This is a genomic window from Hymenobacter sp. UYAg731 (genome assembly GCF_054061335.1).
The window spans coordinates 445417-462102 of the sequence record NZ_JBSSEC010000001.1 but is presented as its reverse complement, the minus strand read 5'-3'; the positions used below and the strand labels follow the sequence as shown (position 1 = coordinate 462102).

The 16686-nt window shown below is 65.1% G+C and carries 13 protein-coding genes; 10 read left to right on the top strand and 3 right to left on the bottom strand.

The genetic code is table 11. The features are described from left to right. Positions 1–11: 11 nt before the first annotated feature. Positions 12–2774, top strand: coding sequence for a hypothetical protein (locus tag ACVWYF_RS01930; RefSeq protein WP_457064063.1), 2763 nt, complete (start codon positions 12–14; stop codon positions 2772–2774). 213 nt (positions 2775–2987) lie between these two features. After that, positions 2988–4040: an AAA family ATPase gene (locus ACVWYF_RS01925; RefSeq protein WP_457064061.1), complete on the top strand. Its 1053-nt coding sequence runs from the start codon at positions 2988–2990 to the stop codon at positions 4038–4040. Between the two features lie 81 nt (positions 4041–4121). Here the strand turns inward: ACVWYF_RS01925 and corA are convergent, their stop codons facing one another. Further along, complete coding sequence (gene corA / locus ACVWYF_RS01920; protein ID WP_457064059.1) at positions 4122–5327, bottom strand: magnesium/cobalt transporter CorA; 1206 nt, start codon at positions 5325–5327, stop codon at positions 4122–4124. 192 nt (positions 5328–5519) lie between these two features. On the opposite strand from corA, the gene ACVWYF_RS01915 reads away from it, so the two are divergent. From ACVWYF_RS01915 to ACVWYF_RS01880, 8 genes are all read left to right on the top strand, one after another. Beyond that, positions 5520–6509: a hypothetical protein gene (locus ACVWYF_RS01915; protein WP_457064057.1), complete on the top strand. Its 990-nt coding sequence runs from the start codon at positions 5520–5522 to the stop codon at positions 6507–6509. A gap of 30 nt (positions 6510–6539) precedes the next feature. Next, positions 6540–7262 carry a hypothetical protein gene (locus ACVWYF_RS01910; RefSeq protein ID WP_457064055.1) on the top strand — a complete coding sequence of 241 codons (723 nt, stop codon included), beginning with the start codon at positions 6540–6542 and terminating at the stop codon, positions 7260–7262. Between the two features lie 67 nt (positions 7263–7329). After that, the gene (locus tag ACVWYF_RS01905) at positions 7330–8604 is read left to right on the top strand and encodes a hypothetical protein (RefSeq protein ID WP_457064053.1); all 1275 of its coding nucleotides are present in this window, start codon (positions 7330–7332) and stop codon (positions 8602–8604) included. 38 nt (positions 8605–8642) lie between these two features. Continuing rightward, entirely contained in the window at positions 8643–9593 is a 951-nt protein-coding gene (locus tag ACVWYF_RS01900) for a glycosyltransferase family 2 protein (RefSeq protein ID WP_457064051.1), read from the top strand. 62 nt (positions 9594–9655) lie between these two features. After that, positions 9656–10507: a phytanoyl-CoA dioxygenase family protein gene (locus ACVWYF_RS01895; protein ID WP_457064049.1), complete on the top strand. Its 852-nt coding sequence runs from the start codon at positions 9656–9658 to the stop codon at positions 10505–10507. Positions 10508–10551: 44 nt separating this feature from the next. After that, positions 10552–12252, top strand: coding sequence for a hypothetical protein (locus ACVWYF_RS01890; protein ID WP_457064047.1), 1701 nt, complete (start codon positions 10552–10554; stop codon positions 12250–12252). Between the two features lie 145 nt (positions 12253–12397). Next, the gene (locus ACVWYF_RS01885) at positions 12398–13378 is read left to right on the top strand and encodes an acyl-ACP desaturase (protein WP_457064045.1); all 981 of its coding nucleotides are present in this window, start codon (positions 12398–12400) and stop codon (positions 13376–13378) included. 132 nt (positions 13379–13510) lie between these two features. Next, positions 13511–15253, top strand: a complete 1743-nt coding sequence (locus ACVWYF_RS01880; RefSeq protein WP_457064043.1) for an FG-GAP-like repeat-containing protein — start codon at positions 13511–13513, stop codon at positions 15251–15253. Here the strand turns inward: ACVWYF_RS01880 and ACVWYF_RS01875 are convergent. Both ACVWYF_RS01875 and ACVWYF_RS01870 read right to left on the bottom strand, forming a co-directional pair. After that, on the bottom strand, positions 15250–16095 hold the full coding sequence (locus ACVWYF_RS01875; RefSeq protein ID WP_457064041.1) for a methylated-DNA--[protein]-cysteine S-methyltransferase: 846 nt from the start codon (positions 16093–16095) through the stop codon (positions 15250–15252). The genes ACVWYF_RS01880 and ACVWYF_RS01875 overlap by 4 nt on opposite strands. Positions 16096–16320: 225 nt before the next feature. Continuing rightward, positions 16321–16602: a DUF427 domain-containing protein gene (locus tag ACVWYF_RS01870; RefSeq protein ID WP_457064039.1), complete on the bottom strand. Its 282-nt coding sequence runs from the start codon at positions 16600–16602 to the stop codon at positions 16321–16323. Positions 16603–16686 lie beyond the last annotated feature (84 nt).

Genomic DNA, 16686 nt, shown 5'->3' with positions numbered 1-16686 from the left:
CTGCCCCCTGCATGTCCCGAAAGCTTCTGGCGTTATTTACCGCGCTGCTGTTGCTGCTCACGCTGGCCACGTTCGTCTACTACCGGCGCACGCTGGCGGCCGTGCCCGTCGACCCCTACGCCCTGGTGCCCGACGATGCCGTGCTGGTGCTCAGCACCCACGACCACCCCGCGCTGGTGCGCCACCTTCAGGAAACCGAGCTGTGGGATAACCTCACGGCCGTGCGCTACTTCCAGCAGGCCGCCGGCCACCTGGCCCTGGCCGACAGCCTGGCTGGCGGCAACGCCCGCCGCCGCAACGCCCTGCTCAACCTGCTGGGCCGCAAGCTGGTCATCACCTCGGTCCACGTCACGGGGCCGGGCGAGTTCGACGTGCTCTACCAAGTGCCGCTGAGCCGCGTGAGCGAGTACCGGCAGGTGCGCGGTCTGCTCGAAACCCTGGGCCGCGACCCTCGCTACCGCCTCACCACCCGCGACTACGAAGATCAGGAGCTGACCGTCCTCACCGAGCAAAGGACCGAGCTAAGCCTTACCGTTTTCAACTACCGCAACCATCTCCTCATCAGCACCAATGCCGGGCTGGTGGAAGCGGCTGTGCGCCGCTTGGCCCACCCCGATGCGCCCACCGTGCTGGCCAACTTCGGCACCACCGATTTGCTGAAGCTGCGCGGCGTGGATGGCTCGCTGCTGATTAACTACCGCCGCCTGCCGCAGTTTCTCGACGTGCTGTTTCGGCGCGATGCCCACGGGCAGGTCGACCAGCTCACGGGGCTGGTTTCGCAGGGGCTGCTGGGCATGAAGCTGGGCGGCAGCCGGGTGCAACTCCAGGGGTTTTCGAATACTGAAACGGCCCGGGGCACCCTCCAGCAGCGCTTGAGCGGCCAGCCCGCGCAGCCGCTGGGCCTCAGCGAGTTGATGAGCACGCGCACGGCCCTGCTGCTGCACCTGGCCGCTCAGCCGGCCCGCACCTGGCCCCGGCCCGGCACGCCGCTGGTTGATTCGTTGGGGCGCACTGCCGCGCTGGACAGCCTGCGGGCCACCTTCGGGGGCGAAATGGCCATTGGCTATCTGGCCGCCGTGGCGGCGGGGAGCCGGCCGGGGCGGCTGGCCTTCGTGCGCTGCCCGGGGCCGGCGCGCACAGCCCAGTGGCTGGCCCGCCTGCGCCGCATAGATGGCAATTCGCCGGCTTTTACCAAAGTGGGGCCTTATGAAATTCACCCCGTCGGCTTCCCAGAAGCGGCGGTGCTGGGGCCGTTGCTGGCTCTGGCCCGGCCCGGCGCGGTGGAGGTGACGGCCAGCGCGGGCGTGCTGGTGGGCAACTACCTGGTGCTTTCGGATGAACTGACCCTTAACGGCTACCTCGCCGACGTGGTGGCCGGCCGCACCTGGGCTCAGACTCCGGCGCAGGTGTCCTTTTTGCAAGAAACGCTGCCCCGCGCCCGCCTGAGCATTTTTGTGGACACGCGCAACAGCTGGAACGCCCTGCTGGGCGTGCTCACGGAAGACCGCCGGGCCGGCCTATTGCGCAACGAGTCGCTGTTTAAGCGCTTCCCACAGTTCGCCTTCCAGCTGGTGCCGCCCGAGAACGAGGCCGCGCCCGATGCCCAATATTACACCCAACTGCTGCTCCGCCACCCCGACCTGGGCCCGGCCACGGCGCAGGCCGGCGGCGCGGCGGCCAACGGCCGGGTGCTGGCATTCAAGCATCTGCTGGTGGGAATGCCCACGGTGCTGCCCGCGCTGGGCACCCGCATCCCGGCCGTGGTGGTCCAGGATTCGGCCAATGTCCTGCACTTCGTGACGGCCGATAACGCGGTGCTATGGTCCGATACGCTGGCCGGGCCGGCCGTGGGGCAAGCCCTGCTGCCCAGCGGCGGCGGGGTGCCAGGCGGCCTGCTGCTGGGGGCCGGCCACCGCCTGCACCTGTTGGCCAACGACGGCAGCGAGGTGCTGCCGTTCCCCCTCAACCTGCCCGATACCGTGCGCGTAGCCGCGCTACTGCCCGCCCCCGCCGGCCCCGACGCGCCCGCCCGCCTGCTGGCCCGCACCGCCGGCCACGACCTGCTGCTGCTCGATGCCAAGGGCCACCTCTTCGCCGGCTGGCAGCCCAAGCGCCTCGATTTCCCGCTGGCCGGCGAGCCCGCGCTGCTCAGCGTGAGCGGGCGCGACGTGGTAGTGGCCCCCCTCCAAAACGGCTACGTGTACGCCTTCGACGGGCAGGGCAACCTGTTTCCCGGCTTCCCGCTGAGCCTGGGGGCGCGGCTGGCCGGCAACCTGCTGGTGCAGCCCGGCAGCACCCTGGGCCGCACCCACCTCATGGCCGTGAACCAGCACGGCGAGTTGCTGACCTTCACCCTCAGCGGCGATATCCTGACCCGCCGCCGGGTAGCTACCTGGAGCCGCAGCGCCCGCTTCCACCTGGTGCCCGATGCCCGGGGCCGCAGCTTCGTCATTACCCGCGAGGATGGGAATCAGCTTGATGTGTACCTGCCCAATCAGGCGGCCCCGCTGCTCACCCAACGCTTCGTGACCTCTGGCGACAAGCCGGTGCAGTTCTTCGATTTCGGCAATGGCCGGCGGCTGGTGGCCGTCACGGAGCCCGGCCCGGGCCAGGTGTCGCTTTATAACAGCAAGGGTCAGCGGCTGGGCGATGCGCCCCTGCCCAGCACCGGCACCGGCGTGGGCCTGAGCTACGATGCCACTACGGACGCCTACCAGTTGGTCCGCATCGTGGGGCGTGAGCTGCGCCGCACGGAGCTGAAGGTGGCGCAGTAGGTGGTGGGGTGGATTTGTGGGTTGGCGAATTCGCAAGAACACCATCAAGAACGTCATGCTCATCTGGCGTCCGCGCAGTCGAAGCATCTCTACCGCTTCGTTGCAGTCGTCATTGATTACTTGCGCGGTAGAGATGCTTCGACTGCGCGGACGCCAGATGAGCATGACGTTCTTTTAACCCGCCAACCCGCCAACCCGCCAACCCGCCAACCCATGACCACACCATCCCCCCGCACCGGCCTCATCGTTGGCAAGTTCTGGCCGCCGCACCGGGGGCACCAGTTGCTGCTCGAAACGGCCGCCTCTCAGGTTGCGGAGCTGCTGGTGCTGGTGTACGCCAATCCGGACTCGGAAACCACGCCCGCGCCCGTGCGCGCCCAGTGGCTGCGCGAGCTGTACCGGGGCGACAACCTGGCCGACGGCCCGCGCATTGGCACCACGCCGCTACGCATTTTTGCCCTCACGAAACAGGCCGACGGGGTGCCGCCCGACGCGGCCGACGACGACACGCAGCGCAAGTTTGTGCGGCAATGGCTGGTCCGGCAGGGGTTGAGGGTGGATATTATATTCAGCAGCGAGGACTACGGGCCGGGCTTCGCCGAACACCTGGGCGCGGCCCATGTGGCCGTGGATACAGCCCGCCAGCGGGTGCCCGTATCGGGCACGCGGGTGCGCCACAACCCGATGGAATATGCCCGCTACCTGCACCCGCTGGTGGCCGCGCAGCTGGGCGTGGTGCCGCCCGCCGAAGTGCCGCGCGTGGTGTTTCTGGGAGCCGAGAGCAGCGGGAAATCAACGCTGTGCGCGGCGCTGGCTGAGGTCTGCGGCACCGTGTGGGTGCCCGAATACGGCCGTACCCTGCACGAGCAGAAAAACGGCAACCTCGACTACGAAGACTTGCTATACATTGCCCGCCGCCACGCCGAGCTGGAAGACGAAGCCGCTCCCCAGGCCCACGGCGTGCTGTTCTGCGATACCAACGCGGCCACCACGGCCCTGTATTCCTACTACTATTTTCACCGCTGCGACCCGGTCCTGCGGGCTATGGCGGCCATTTGCGGGCAGCGCTACGCCCACACCTTCGTGTGCGCCCCCACCGTGCCCTTCGAGCAGGACGGCTGGCGCGGCCCCGAGGCGCTGCGCAGCTTCCAGCACGGCATGATACTGATGCAGCTGGATTACTTCGGCATCCCGTACACGCTGGTGGAGGGCACGGTGGCGGAGCGCGTGGCGCAGGTGTTGAGTCATTTAACAGTTAGCAATTAACATTTAACAGTCGTTCAAACGGCCCTGATTGAGCAGTCTGAACGGCTGTTAAGTGTTGCTTGATAATTGTTAAATGAAAAGCTACCGGTTAGTCAGCCAGCCCTTGCGATAGAAGTAGAAAAGCTGCGTGGCCACCACCAGGCACATCACGATGAGCACCACGGGGTAGCCGTAGGGGCTGTAGAGCTCGGGCATATTATGCACCAGAAAGTGGCCCTGGTCGTCGTGGCGCTGGAAGTTCATGCCGTAGAGGCCCACCACGAAGCTGAGGGGGATGAAGATAGTGCTGATGATGGTGAGCACCTTCATCACCTCGTTCATGCGGTTGCCCTGGTCGGAGAGGTAGAGGTCGGTGAGGGAGGAGATGTTGTCGCGGTAGCTCTCGGCCAGGTCCAGGGCCTGAATGGCGTGGTCGTAGGCATCGCGGTAGAAGATTTTGAGGGTTTCGGGCATGATTTCCTCGGGCAGGCGCAGGATTTCCGCGATTTTATCGCGCTCCGGATACACCAGCCGGCGGAAGCGCACCACGTCTTTTTTGATGCGCAGGATGCGGTTGAGGAGGCGGCGCGGGCGCTTATCGGCGAAGATGGCCTCTTCCAGGTCCTCGATGTAGTCGCCGATGGCGGCCATGGTGGGGTAGTAGTGGTCAAGCACCACATCGGTGAGGGCGTATGCCAGGTAAAGGACCGGGTGGCGGCGCAGGGTGCTGAAATTGGCCCGGATGCGGGTGCGCAGCGAATTGAGGCAGTCGTCGTAGTCGTCCTGAAACGTAAGCACGTAATTCGGGCCGGTGAAGATGGAGAGCTGGTCGTCGTCGATTTCCAGGTCGCGGGTGAAATCCGTCATACGCGACACCATGAAGAGGCGGTTGTCGTCGAACACGTCGATTTTAGCCCGCTGGTAGTCATTCAGCACGTCTTCCATTTGCAGCGGGTGCAGGCCGAACTCCTGCATCATGCGCTCAATCAGGGGCAGGTCGCCGTAGCCGCGCACGTCAATCCAGTGCTTGAGCTCGGGGTGCTGGCGCAGCTCGTCGAGCAGGTCGTCGTAGCGGTCGGTGTATTCGGCTTCGGTGAAGGTATTGTCGTCGTACGACATCAGGAACAGGCGCGGCTTGAGCGCCCCGGGGCGGATGTTGAGCGTGCCGGGGCGCTGGCCCACCTGCTGCTCGCGGGCCTGCCGGGTGGCCTCCCGGTCGATGATGGTGTAGGGGGCCGCCCCGGCGGGCTCGGAGAGGGCCGGCGAGCGGTTGGGGGTGGCCTGCGGATTGGAGCTGAGCGGATTCATGCAGCGGGGAAGTAGCAAAAGCAAGGCGCAATGTTGGCCCTTACGCGTGGCGATAGGATGAAGATGCCTTCACCGGGCCGGTTGAACGGGCCGTGCCGGCATCGGCCCCGGCGGCGGGCGCTCAATCTGTGCCGTACTTTGCCGGGAAAGCCACACGTTTAAGCGTTGAAAAGTACGGATTCTCTGGTTGCAATGAATGCGGGCGCGGCAGGCCACGCGGCGGCGCTGGTGGTGGCCGTGGCCGAAAGCGGCCCCCTCGGCCCGGCCGAGCCCCGCCTGCCGCTGGCCTTCGAGTCGTTCCTGTACCTGCGGCCCGCCCACCAGGCCCTGCAGGAAGCGGCCGGCCCGGTGCTCAGCTTTTACCTTGAAGACCCCGCCGCCGGCCGCACCGTAGCGCAGCTGCACGTAGCGCTGGGGCCAGCGGCCGATGCGGCCCACAGCCCCGCGCAAGCCCCCTTCGGCGGTGTGCAGCTGGTGCCGGGCCTGCCGCTGCCCGCCCTGCACCAGCTGCTGGACGCGGCCGAAACCGCGCTGCGCCAGCGCGGCGTGCGCCGGCTGGGCCTGCGCGGCTACCCCTTCGCCTATGACCCAAGCGGGGCCGCCGCGCTGGCCGAAGTGCTACGCCAGCGCGGCTACCGCGTGGCCCTGGCCGAGCAGAACTACCACCTCGACCCCGCACTGCCCTACGAAGCCCACCTGCACCCCTCCGAGCGCCGCCGGCTGCACAAGTGCCGCCGCGCCGGCCTGCACTTCGAGCAGGAGCCGCCGTTTCTGCTGCCGGCGGCTTACGATTTTATTCAGGCCTGCCGGCAGGAGCGGGGGCAGGAATTGTCCTTGCCTTTAGCGCGGGTGCAGGAGTTGTTTCGGCGCTTCCCGAAGGAGCATTTCCTGTTCTCAGTGCGCAAGCCTGGTGGCGAGTGGGCGGCGCTCACGGTGGCCATTCAGGTTGATAAGCGGGTGCTGTATAATTTCTATCCGGCCAGCCCGTTGCGCTGCAATTCCTTCAGCCCGGTGGTACTGCTGAATGAGGGCCTGCACGCCTTCGCCCGGGCCAGCGGCATGGCGGTGTTGGACCTTGGCACTTCAACGCTGGATACCGGGCCTAATGCTTCGCTGCTGCGGTTTAAGCGGCATCTGGGCGGCGTGGCGGGACTGCGCCTGAGCTGGGAGCGGGAGCTATAGGGGGGGGCGGAATGCCGTAATTAGTCGTCCATGTTCGCTTTGCAAACCTGCCTGTTCTTCCTGCTAACCATCTTCGGACTGCTGGCCCCGGCTGCTTCCGGTTGGGCGCAGGCAGCTTCGGGAGCAGCCACAGTAGCCGGTAGCCTTCTCGAAGCCACGGCTAGGGCGCAGTATGCCGCCGAAGACGAGATGGTCCGGCGGGGCATTGTCCGGCGGGCACCCGGCGAAGCGGATTCGGCCTTTTTGAAGCGAATATTCCCGGTGTCGTTTGCTGCTGAGCGCCTGGTTGCCTATGCCTGGCGGCCGAGTGCTTTCGGCAAGCAGCTGTTTTTTCCGCTCCTCGAAGTCAACGAGTACCGCCGGGAAGGGGAGGATGCCGCGCTGTTTGTGCTCGACCCCTTTCAGCCCAATACCTATGCCGTGCAGAAGCTGTTGCTGGAGTCCATTGGCGATATAACCAACCTGTCAGCCTTCTTTTTTGCCGATGTGGACCGGGACGGGCAGAAGGAACTGCTGGCCGTGGTTTATGCCGAAGTGCAGGAAGTAGCAATACTGGAACTCGGGCACGGTAAAACGGAAAGGGCTGTCGGGCGCATGTCGCACCAGCACACCTACGTGTTCCGCTGCGCTGGCCTGAGCAGTGCCGGGCGGCCCCGGTACCGGGCCGATATCGTCTCCCGTCCTTATCTCAACGAGCTGCCCACGGCCGCCGCCGTCCGGCGGGCACTGGCGCAGCATCAGGCGCAGCGGTAGCGCGCCCGATGGAATGAGCATGCCGGGCTTAGGCCGCGCACCGACGCGGCCCGTTCTTTGTGCCCTTATGTCTGCCACTTCACCAGCTCCGCCGCCCAGTACTTCCCCCATTCGCGGCTTCGTGCGGGGCTCGCTGGGCACGGGCGTGGCGGTGGCGGCGCGGGCGGCGGGCTCGCTCATCGTCAACAAGCTGTTTGCCACATACGCGCCGGCCGGCGGCCTCACCCTGCTGGCTCAGTTCCAGAACCTGATGGCCCTGCTCACCACCCTGCCTTACGATGGCGTGCAGGTGGGCCTGGTGAAATACCTCGCGCCGCTGCAGCCGGGCAGCCCCCGCTACCGTGCTTGGCTGGGCGCGGCCACCGTGCTGAATGCGGCGGCGCTGCTGGCCGGGGCCGGGGTGCTGGCCACGCGTGGGCTGCTGGGCTGGGGCTGGGGCAGCACGGCGGTATTCATGCTGGGTATTGGGCTGATTACCGGGCAGGCCATGCTGGGCAGCGCGCTGCTGGCGGCCGGCCGGCTGCGGGTCTACATTGGCCTCACGGTGACGTTGGCGGTGCTGGGCACCGCCGCCACGGCCGTCACGCTGCTGGGCGGTTGGTCGCTACGGGTGGTGCTGCTGGCCTATCTGACGGCGCAGGGCCTCACGCTGCTGCCCGCGCTGGCGCTGGCGGCGCGGGCCGGGCTGCTGCGTGGGCTGCGGCTGGCCGCGCCCGTGAGCCGGCTGGCGCTGCGGCGGCTCAGCCAGTTCCTGCTGATGTCCGTGAGCACGCTGCTCTTCGGCAAGGCCGTGGACTACGTGCTGCGCGATTACCTACTGGCCACCTTCGGCCCGGCGCGCACCGATTTGTGGCAGGCCGTGGCCAAGCTGTCGGATAACTACACGATGGTATTCGGGGCGGTGATGAGCAGCGTGTTTTATCCCCGGCTGGCGGCGCTGGCGGGCCAGCCGCTGGCGGCGCGGCGCTACCTGCGCGGCGTGCTGGCGCTGCTGGCCCCGGTGCTGGCCGGGGGCCTGGGGCTGATTTTCGTGTGCCGCAACTGGCTGCTGCCGCTGCTCTTCGCGCCCCGGCTGCTGGAGGCGCGGGTATTTCTGGCCCCGCAGCTGCTCGGCGACTGGGCCAAGCTGCTGAGCTGGCTATTCATCTTCCAGCTCACGGCCCGGGCGCGCACGGGGCCGTACGTGGCGGTGCAGGCGGGCTCGGTGGTGGTATTCGTGGCGCTGCTGGTGGGGCTGCTGCCGCGCCTGGGGCTGGCCGGGGCGGTGTGGGCACACGCGGCGCGGTATGGGTTGCTGCTGCTGGCGTGCGGGGCCTTTCACTTGATGAGGAATGAGGAATGAGGAATTAATCTTGTGCTTCCGTTTGCCGCTTGCCGTTTATGCCCAATTCTTCCTTCTTCATTCCTCACTCCTCATTAAGCGCAACGCCCAGCGTCACCATCATCGCGCTGTGCCATAACCACGCGCCGTTTCTGCGCGAGGCCTTGGATTCCATTCTGGCCCAAACCTACCCGCACCTGGAAGTGTGGCTCGTGGACGATGCCAGCACCGACGGCAGCCCCGAAATCCTGCGCGAATACGCGGCGCGGCACCCCGCCTGGCACCTGCTGCTGCTGCCCGAAAACGTGGGCAACTGCCGCGCCTTCGACACCGCTTTCTTTAAAAGCAAAGGAGAATTCGTGATTGATTTTGCCACCGATGACCTGCTGCTGCCCACGCGGGTGGCGCAGCAGGTGGCCCAGTTTCAAGCTTCTGTGCCGGAGGTGGGCATGGTGTATTCCAACTGCGAATTGATTGACGAGGCCGGTCACTCGCTGGGCCTGCACCACCGGCCCGATGGCCCCGGCCGGCTGAAGCCCGCGCCCGCCAGCGGCTGGGTCTTTGCCGAGGTGCTGCGGCGCTACTTCATAAGCACGCCCACCATGATGATGCGCCGCGTCTGCCTTCAAAGCCTGGGCGGCTACGACGAAACCCTGGCCTACGAGGACTTCGATTTCTGGGTGCGCGCCAGCCGCGACTGGCAATTCCTGTACCTCGACGAAGCGACGACTCGCAAGCGCAAGCACCCGCGCAGCATGAGCGCCAAAGCCTACCAGCGCCACGACCCGTACCTGGCCTCCACCATTCGGGTGTGCGCCAAAGCCCTGGCCCTCGTGCGTACCCCCGCCGAGCGGGCCGCCCTGGCCGTGCGCATCCGCTGGGAGCAGCGCCAGGCCCTACGCCGCCACCGCTACGCCGAGGCCCGCACCCTGGGCCAGCTGCTGGGCCAAACCACCCGCCTCACGCTGCTCGACCGTGCATTGGCTGCGTGGAGTGGGCTGTTGGCGTAGAATTCGTGTTAATTTTGACCACTCTTACCCAAGCGCAAGCCAAGAGCCCCCTCTACCACGCCATGACCCCGACCGACCCGGCCGCCGACGCCACGCCCTTCGACCGCCTGCACCTCGACGGGCAGCCCGTGGCCTACCGGGTAGAGGGCGCGCCCGTGGCCGAAACCAGCGAGAAGGTGCTCCTGGCCCACGACACCGACCTGAGCGCCCAAGCCCCGTGGGCTGCGGCAGGCTTTGCCGTGGTGCCCGGCCTGCCCGGTCCCGCCCAGCAGCAGCTGCAAGCGGGCCTGGCCAAGCTGCTGCGCGAAGCCCTGCGAGCCGCCGGCTGCCCCGTAGCCCCCGATTTCGACATCACGCAGTACCACCACGCGGTGGGCGACGACTCCGCCCGCCACCTGGCCGTCATCGCCCAAACCAAAGCCTACGACCTGGCCCGCCTGCCCGTGGCCCCGGCCCTGCTGGAGCAACTGGTGAGCGCGGCCTGCGGCCAGGCCGTGCGGGCGCACAACCCGAACGTGGATGAGGCGGTGTTCCACCTGCGCATTGTGCGGCCCCACCGCTCCGACCAAAACCCCCTGCACCGCGACGCCTGGTTGCCGCGCTACCGCAACGCGCTGAATATTTATCTGCCCGTGGCGGGCAGCACTGCGCAGTCGTCGCTGGTGCTGGTGCCCGGCAGCCACCATTGGCCCGAAAGCGCCGTGGAGCGCACGGCCGGCGGGGCCATCTACCACGGCGTGGCCTATACCGTGCCCGGCGTGCTGCGCCCGGTGCGCCCGCTACATCCCCTGCGCCCCAACCCCGGCCCCGACGAGGTGCTGGTGTTTTCGCCCTACCTGCTGCACGGGGCCGCCGCCAATCTGAACGACGACGCCACCCGCGTATCGCTCGAAATGCGGTTTTGGCCGGCCTGATGGGGCGGCGCGCTGTTTCTTAGCGGCTTCATTCGCTTGATTTCATGCCTATTCACTCCCGAACTGCCATTTTCCTGCGCGTGCTGCTACTGCCGCTGGTTTTGGTGGCAGGCACCGTGGTTGGCCTGGGCAGCTATTACGAAGCCAACGACGACGCCTCGCTGGGATGGCTCTTTGCCGGGGTGCTGTCGCTGAAGCCGGTGGTTTCGGTGCCGTTATACTTCCACGGCTACGGCCACTTGCTGGCGGCGGCCTACGCGGCGGCCCCCGGCGTGCCGTGGTTTGGGCTGCTGCTGGGGCTCGGGCTGCTGGCGGCCACGGGGCTGGCGTTTGCGGTGCTCGATAAGCTGCTGCGCCCGCACCTGCGGCCGGGAGTGGTGGCCCTGGTGCTGGTGGGCTTTTTCGGGGTGGCGTGGCTGGAGCACTGGCTGTGGTTCAGCTACGTGCGCGGTGCGCTGCTGCTGGCGGCGCTGGCAGTGCTGTTCGCGGCCCAGCGGCCGGGGCGTTGGGGGGCGCTGGGGGTGGGCCTGGCCGGCCTCCTCGCGGCCTGGCTGATGCGCCCCAGCCTGGGCGTGCTGGGTCTGGTGGCGGCCCTGCCGGGAGCGGTGTGGCTGGCGGGCGAGTGGCGGCGGGCCGTGCCGGTGCTGGCGTGCGGGGCCGTGCTGCTGGCGCTGGCCACGGCCGTAGCCGCCGCCTGGCAAACCTCCGCCCAGGCCCATACCCAGGTGCGCGACCGCTACTTTGCCCGCATCCTCGACTTCGACCAGCTGCGCCCCCGGCCCCGCACCCCGGCCGACAGCCTCGGCACCGCCGCCCTAGACCTGTGGCTCATGGGTGATGCCACGGTGGTGAACGAAGGCCTGTGCCAGCGCGCCTACGTGTTTGATACCGCCGATTTTGTGGGGCGTGAGCTGCCCGCCAAGCTGCGCCTGCGGGCCACGCTGGTAGTGCGCGACTATTTTCCGGTGCTACTGGCGCTGGCGGCCACGGCCGTGGTGGTGGCCCGGCGCGGCGGGCGCGGCCGGTGGTTTTTCTGGCTGGCGCAGCTGGGCTTTGCTGGCGGGCTCGCGCTGTTTGCGGGCCTATATAAGCTGCCGCCGCGCCTAGCTTTGCCGTTGCTCGATGTATGGCTGCTAACCAATCTGGCTTTTCTGCTGAAATCGGCCGACTATGTTCCCTCCCGCGAGCTGGGCTCTGAATCCGTCGCCGGACGTTCGGTTACGCCCCCGATGCGTCGGGTGGGAGCGGGGCTGGCGCTGGCTGTCGGGCTGCTGTACGGGTTTAAAACGTGGCACCGCCACCAGGTCCTGAACCAGGAGCAGCACCGGAATGAAAATGCCCTGCGCTACATCCGGCAGCAGGGCGACAGCCGCGTTCGCATCCTGGCCGGCACCAACGACTTCCTGAAAAGCCTTTCGCCCTTCCGCGTCTATTCCCCCGGCTCCGGCCCGGTGCTGCTGCTCAGCGGTTGGCCCTCGCACGATGACTCACAGGCCCGCCTGCGCTACGCCCTGACCGGCACCACCGACCAAACCGAATGCCTCCGTCGCCTGGCCCGGCCGCCTGCTTTTGGCCAACTGCCCCCGGCCCTGTGGGTGCTCACGCCCGAAACGGCGCATTGGCTCAGCCGCCGTTTCCGCTTCGATGGGCCGCGCCTGCTACTCGCGCCCGAACACGTTGCGCCATCCGATGGCTCCGTTTCGCGGGTGTGGGTGTACCACGTTCAGCCCTGGCCGGAGCATTGATTTTGGGGCGCTCAGGGCTTATTTATGCCCAATTGGCCCGCCCAATGCCATAATCTTATACCCGGCCCCCTACGGTTCGGGCAGACCTTTGTTGCGCGAAAAGCGTTTCTTCATAACCTCCTCACGTTTTTCCGCCTTTTAAATTATGCAAACCTCCATATCGATAACCCGCGGCGAAGTTCTGCAACAGATGGAAGGCTTCGTGAAATCGAACATGAGCACCTTCCTCAAAAGTGTGGAAGAGAGCTGGCAGCCCGCCGATTTCCTGCCCGACTCGCGCCACGACACGTTTTTTGACGAAGTAAAAGAGCTGCGCGAAAAAGCCGGCAGCCTCAGCTACGACCTGCTGGCCGTGCTCATCGGCGACACCATCACCGAAGAAGCCCTGCCCAACTACGAAGCCTGGTTTCACGAGCTCGACAACATCAACCGCGACCGCAACAATGGCTGGGCCGAATGGATTCGGGGCTGGACGGCCGAGGAAAACCGCCACGGCGACCTCCTCAACCGCTACCTCTACCTCAGCGGCCGCGTCAACATGCGCGAGTTCGAAGTCTCGACCCAGTACCTCATCAACGACGCCTTCGACCTCGGTACGGCCAACGACCCGTACCGTGCTTTCGTGTACACGAGCTATCAGGAACAGGCCACCAACATCTCGCACCGCCGCGTGGGCCAGCTGGCCCGCACCGCCGGCGACGACCAGCTCTCCAAAATCTGCGGCATGATTGCGGGCGACGAAAACCGCCACGCCCGCGTGTACAAGGCTTTCGTGACCGAAATCTTCAAGGTTGACCCCTCGGAAATGATGCTGGCCTTCGAGGACATGATGCGCAAGAAAATTGTGATGCCGGCCCACTACATGCGTGAAATGGGTGTGGAAATGGGCAAAACCTTCGGCCATTTCACCGACGCCGCCCAGCGCCTGGGCGTGTACACCAGCAACGACTACACCGACATCCTGGACTCGCTCATCGCCGACTGGGACATTGAGCACCTCAAGGACCTCACCGGCGAGGCCGAGAAGGCCCGCGACTACGTGATGGCCCTGCCCAACCGTCTGCGCCGCGTGTCCGACCGCATGCCAGTGCCCAAGTTGGAGTACAAGTTCAAGTGGATTTCGTAGCCTGAGCTTTCATCCATCGAGCAGTTTGTGCCCCACCTGGTTTCGCCGGGTGGGGCGCTTTGCGTCAAGCGGTTGCCAGTGCTTGCGGCGCAAGTACATTTACCAGCCCTACCCAAACCTTTCCAAGGCTATATGAAGCTATCCGTTACCCTGTCCACCTGCTGCCTTACTACCATTTTATCGCTGGTGGGCCTGTTAACCAACGCGCAAAGACTTACTGTAATCGGTGCGGCCCTCAGCCCGGCCCGCAATGCGCGGGCTGCCAGCCGCACCGCTCCGGTGATGGTTCCCTTTTCGCATGTTATTAATCCAGCTACGGCAGGGACCATCAAAATATTCTCCTCTCAATACGGCGGCCAACGCACGGCGGTGGCCAGTGTCAATGGAAGCACCGTCACGCTTGCGCCCACGGCCCCGGCCGGGCAGTCGGCGGCCTTCAGGCCAGGTGAAACCGTGATGGTAACCGTGCCCGCCACGGTGCAGAGCGCTGCAAACGGGGCCGGGGCCGTGCCGTTTGTGTATCAGTTTACCGGGGCTGCCACCGGCGGCTCGGGCATTTTTGGTCTAGGCTCTGAAGTAAGCGTCGTCAGTGGAATAGCACTGACAGAGGATGTGAAAATAGGCGACCTTGATGGCGACGGTGACCTGGATTTCGTTTCGACAAATTTTTACGGCAGTGCCATCAATGTGCGGTTCAATAACGGCAACGGCAGCTTTTCTGGCACTGGCAGCGTCCCCGCCGGCGCAAACGTCTCAAATGTTGCCTTAGGTGATGTAGATAGCGATGGCGACCTGGACCTGCTCATCCCCAATAGCCGCTTGGGCACCGTCAGCGTGCGTCTCAATGATGGCGTGGGTAATTTTTCGGGTAATACCGAAGTTGGGGTAGGGAGCTGCGTGAGCGTTGTGCTGGGAGACCTTGACGGCGATGGGGATTTGGACCTGCTCACGAGCGGTGGCACCCTGCTCACGGGTTTTACCTACATCAGCATACGCTTTAATAACGGCAACGGCACCTTTGCTGGCACGACCAGCACTGGTCTGGTAGCTGGAAGCGTGGCCTTGGGTGACCTTGATGGCGATGGCGATTTGGATTTGATTGCTGCCAACGGTACCAACACCGGGGTGAATGTGCGCCTGAACGATGGCGACGGTACTTTCTCGCCCTTGATGCCCATTGGTGTGCCATCTAATGGGAACATCGCCGTGGGCGACCTTGATGCGGACGGCGACCTGGATTTCGTTATCAGTAAGGGGCTTGGCGGAACGGCAGTGGGCGTGTACTTCAACGATGGAAGCGGAAGGTTTGTGGTGGCTCCCGATGTACCCGTAGGCACCACGCCCATCGTTGCCTTAGGTGACGTAGACGGCGACGGTGACCTGGATATTATCGCCGCCGATGGCCAGGGCGTATCCACGAGTGTGCGGCTGAACGATGGCAGCGGCAGCTTTGCGATGGCCCCCAATGTGCCGGCCGCAAGCAATTCTACGGGTATTGCCCTGGGCGACGTAGATAACGACGGCGACCTAGACCTACTAACAACCAATTACGGTTCTTCCACAGTAAGCATCCGCTTAAATCAAATAGGATTGGCTACCTCATCGGGACACCCCAGTGCCAACCTTGCCCTCTATCCCAATCCAGTCAATGCTACGGCCAGCGTCCGTATTCTCTTGCCCGTTTCTCTGGGCACTCACGCCGCAAGCGCTGTAGTGCTCAATAGCCTGGGCCAAACCGTGGCTGCCGCCACGCTGGTCGTGGAGGCTGGCCAGGCCGCTGGCAATCTATCTACTGCTGGCTTAACTCCCGGTATTTACACCGTGCGCCTACAAGCCGGGGGAGCCGTTGTCAGCAAGCGTTTCACCGTGCTTTAGGCCATCAATGTGGCAACCTGGCCATCACCCCGCGCCGCCTCGCAGCCCAGCAGCGCGGCCTTGCGCGTGCTGCCCCAGCGGTACTGCCCCAGCTCGCCGGTGCCGCGAATGACGCGGTGGCAGGGAATGAGGTAGGCCACCGGATTGGCCCCAATGGCCGTGCCCGCCGCCCGCACGGCTGCGCCATTTTCGGCTGCTTCGGCCAGCTGGGCATAGGTGCGCAACTCGCCTTCGGGCACCCGCAGTAGTGATTCCCAGATTTTGAGCTGGAACGGCGTGCCTTTCAGGTGCAGGTGCAGCCGGCCGGTGGACGGAAAGTCACGGGTGAAAAACTGCGCTACCTGCGCGTGTAGCGCGGTTTCCTGCGCCGTCAGGGTGGCGTGGGGCCATTCCGTGCGCAGCTCGGCCAGCGCGGCGGCTTCGTCTTCGATGAAGGCCAGCTTGCAGATGCCCTTGGCGGTGGAGGCCACCAGATAGTTTCCGAACGCGCTTTCCCCAAAACTGTAGGCAATGGCCAGCGCGGACCCGCCGTGGCGGTATTCGCCGGGCGTCATGGCCTCCAGGGTTACGAATAAATCGTGCAGGCGGCCGGTGCTGGAGAGGCCCGTTTCGTGCGCCGCTTCGGCCACCGAAACCTGCTGGCGCAACATGCGCTTGGCGTGGTCGAGGCTGAGGTATTGCAGGAATTTCTTGGGCGACACGCCGGCCCACTCCTGAAACTTGCGCTGGAAATGAAACGGGCTCCAATGAGCCTGCCGGGCCAACTCATCCAAATCGGGCTGGGTCTGGAAATGGGCCTGGGCGTAAGTGAGGGCGGCGGCGATGCGCTGGTAGTCAGTCATGAGATTGATTTTCTGATTGACTACAAAACTCGCGCTTAACCGGCAGGGCGAAAACCCGATTCTTGCGCAGTTTATAAATGGGGTAGGGAATCTATAGAAAACCAGAACGTCATGCCGAGCGCAGCATCTTGCCCGCAGCCACTAATCTTATCGATTGGGTTACTGCTGCGGTAAAGATGCTTCGCTGCGCTCGGCATGACGTTCAATTAATTCAGAGCAGCGCTTCTACTTCTCCACTTTCACGCCTTTCCAGAACGCTACGTGGCCTTTTATTTCTTGGGCGGCGTCCTTGGGCTCGGGGTAGTACCAGGCGGCATCTTTGTTTTTTTCGCCGTTCACGCTCAGCGAGTAGTAGCTGGCGCGGCCCTTCCAGGGGCAGCTGGTTTGGGCGATGCTGTCCTCAAAAAACTCCTTTTTGATGGAATCGGCGGGGAAATAGTGGTTGTTCTCGACGACAACGGTGTTGTCGCTCTCAGCGATGACGGTATTGTTCCAAATAGCTTTCATGGGTGGGCTGTAGCGCGAAGCTCCAGTTTCGCGTATCGTTGAATTAGGAGGAAAACCGACTTGGGCAGCACGGTCGAAACGCGA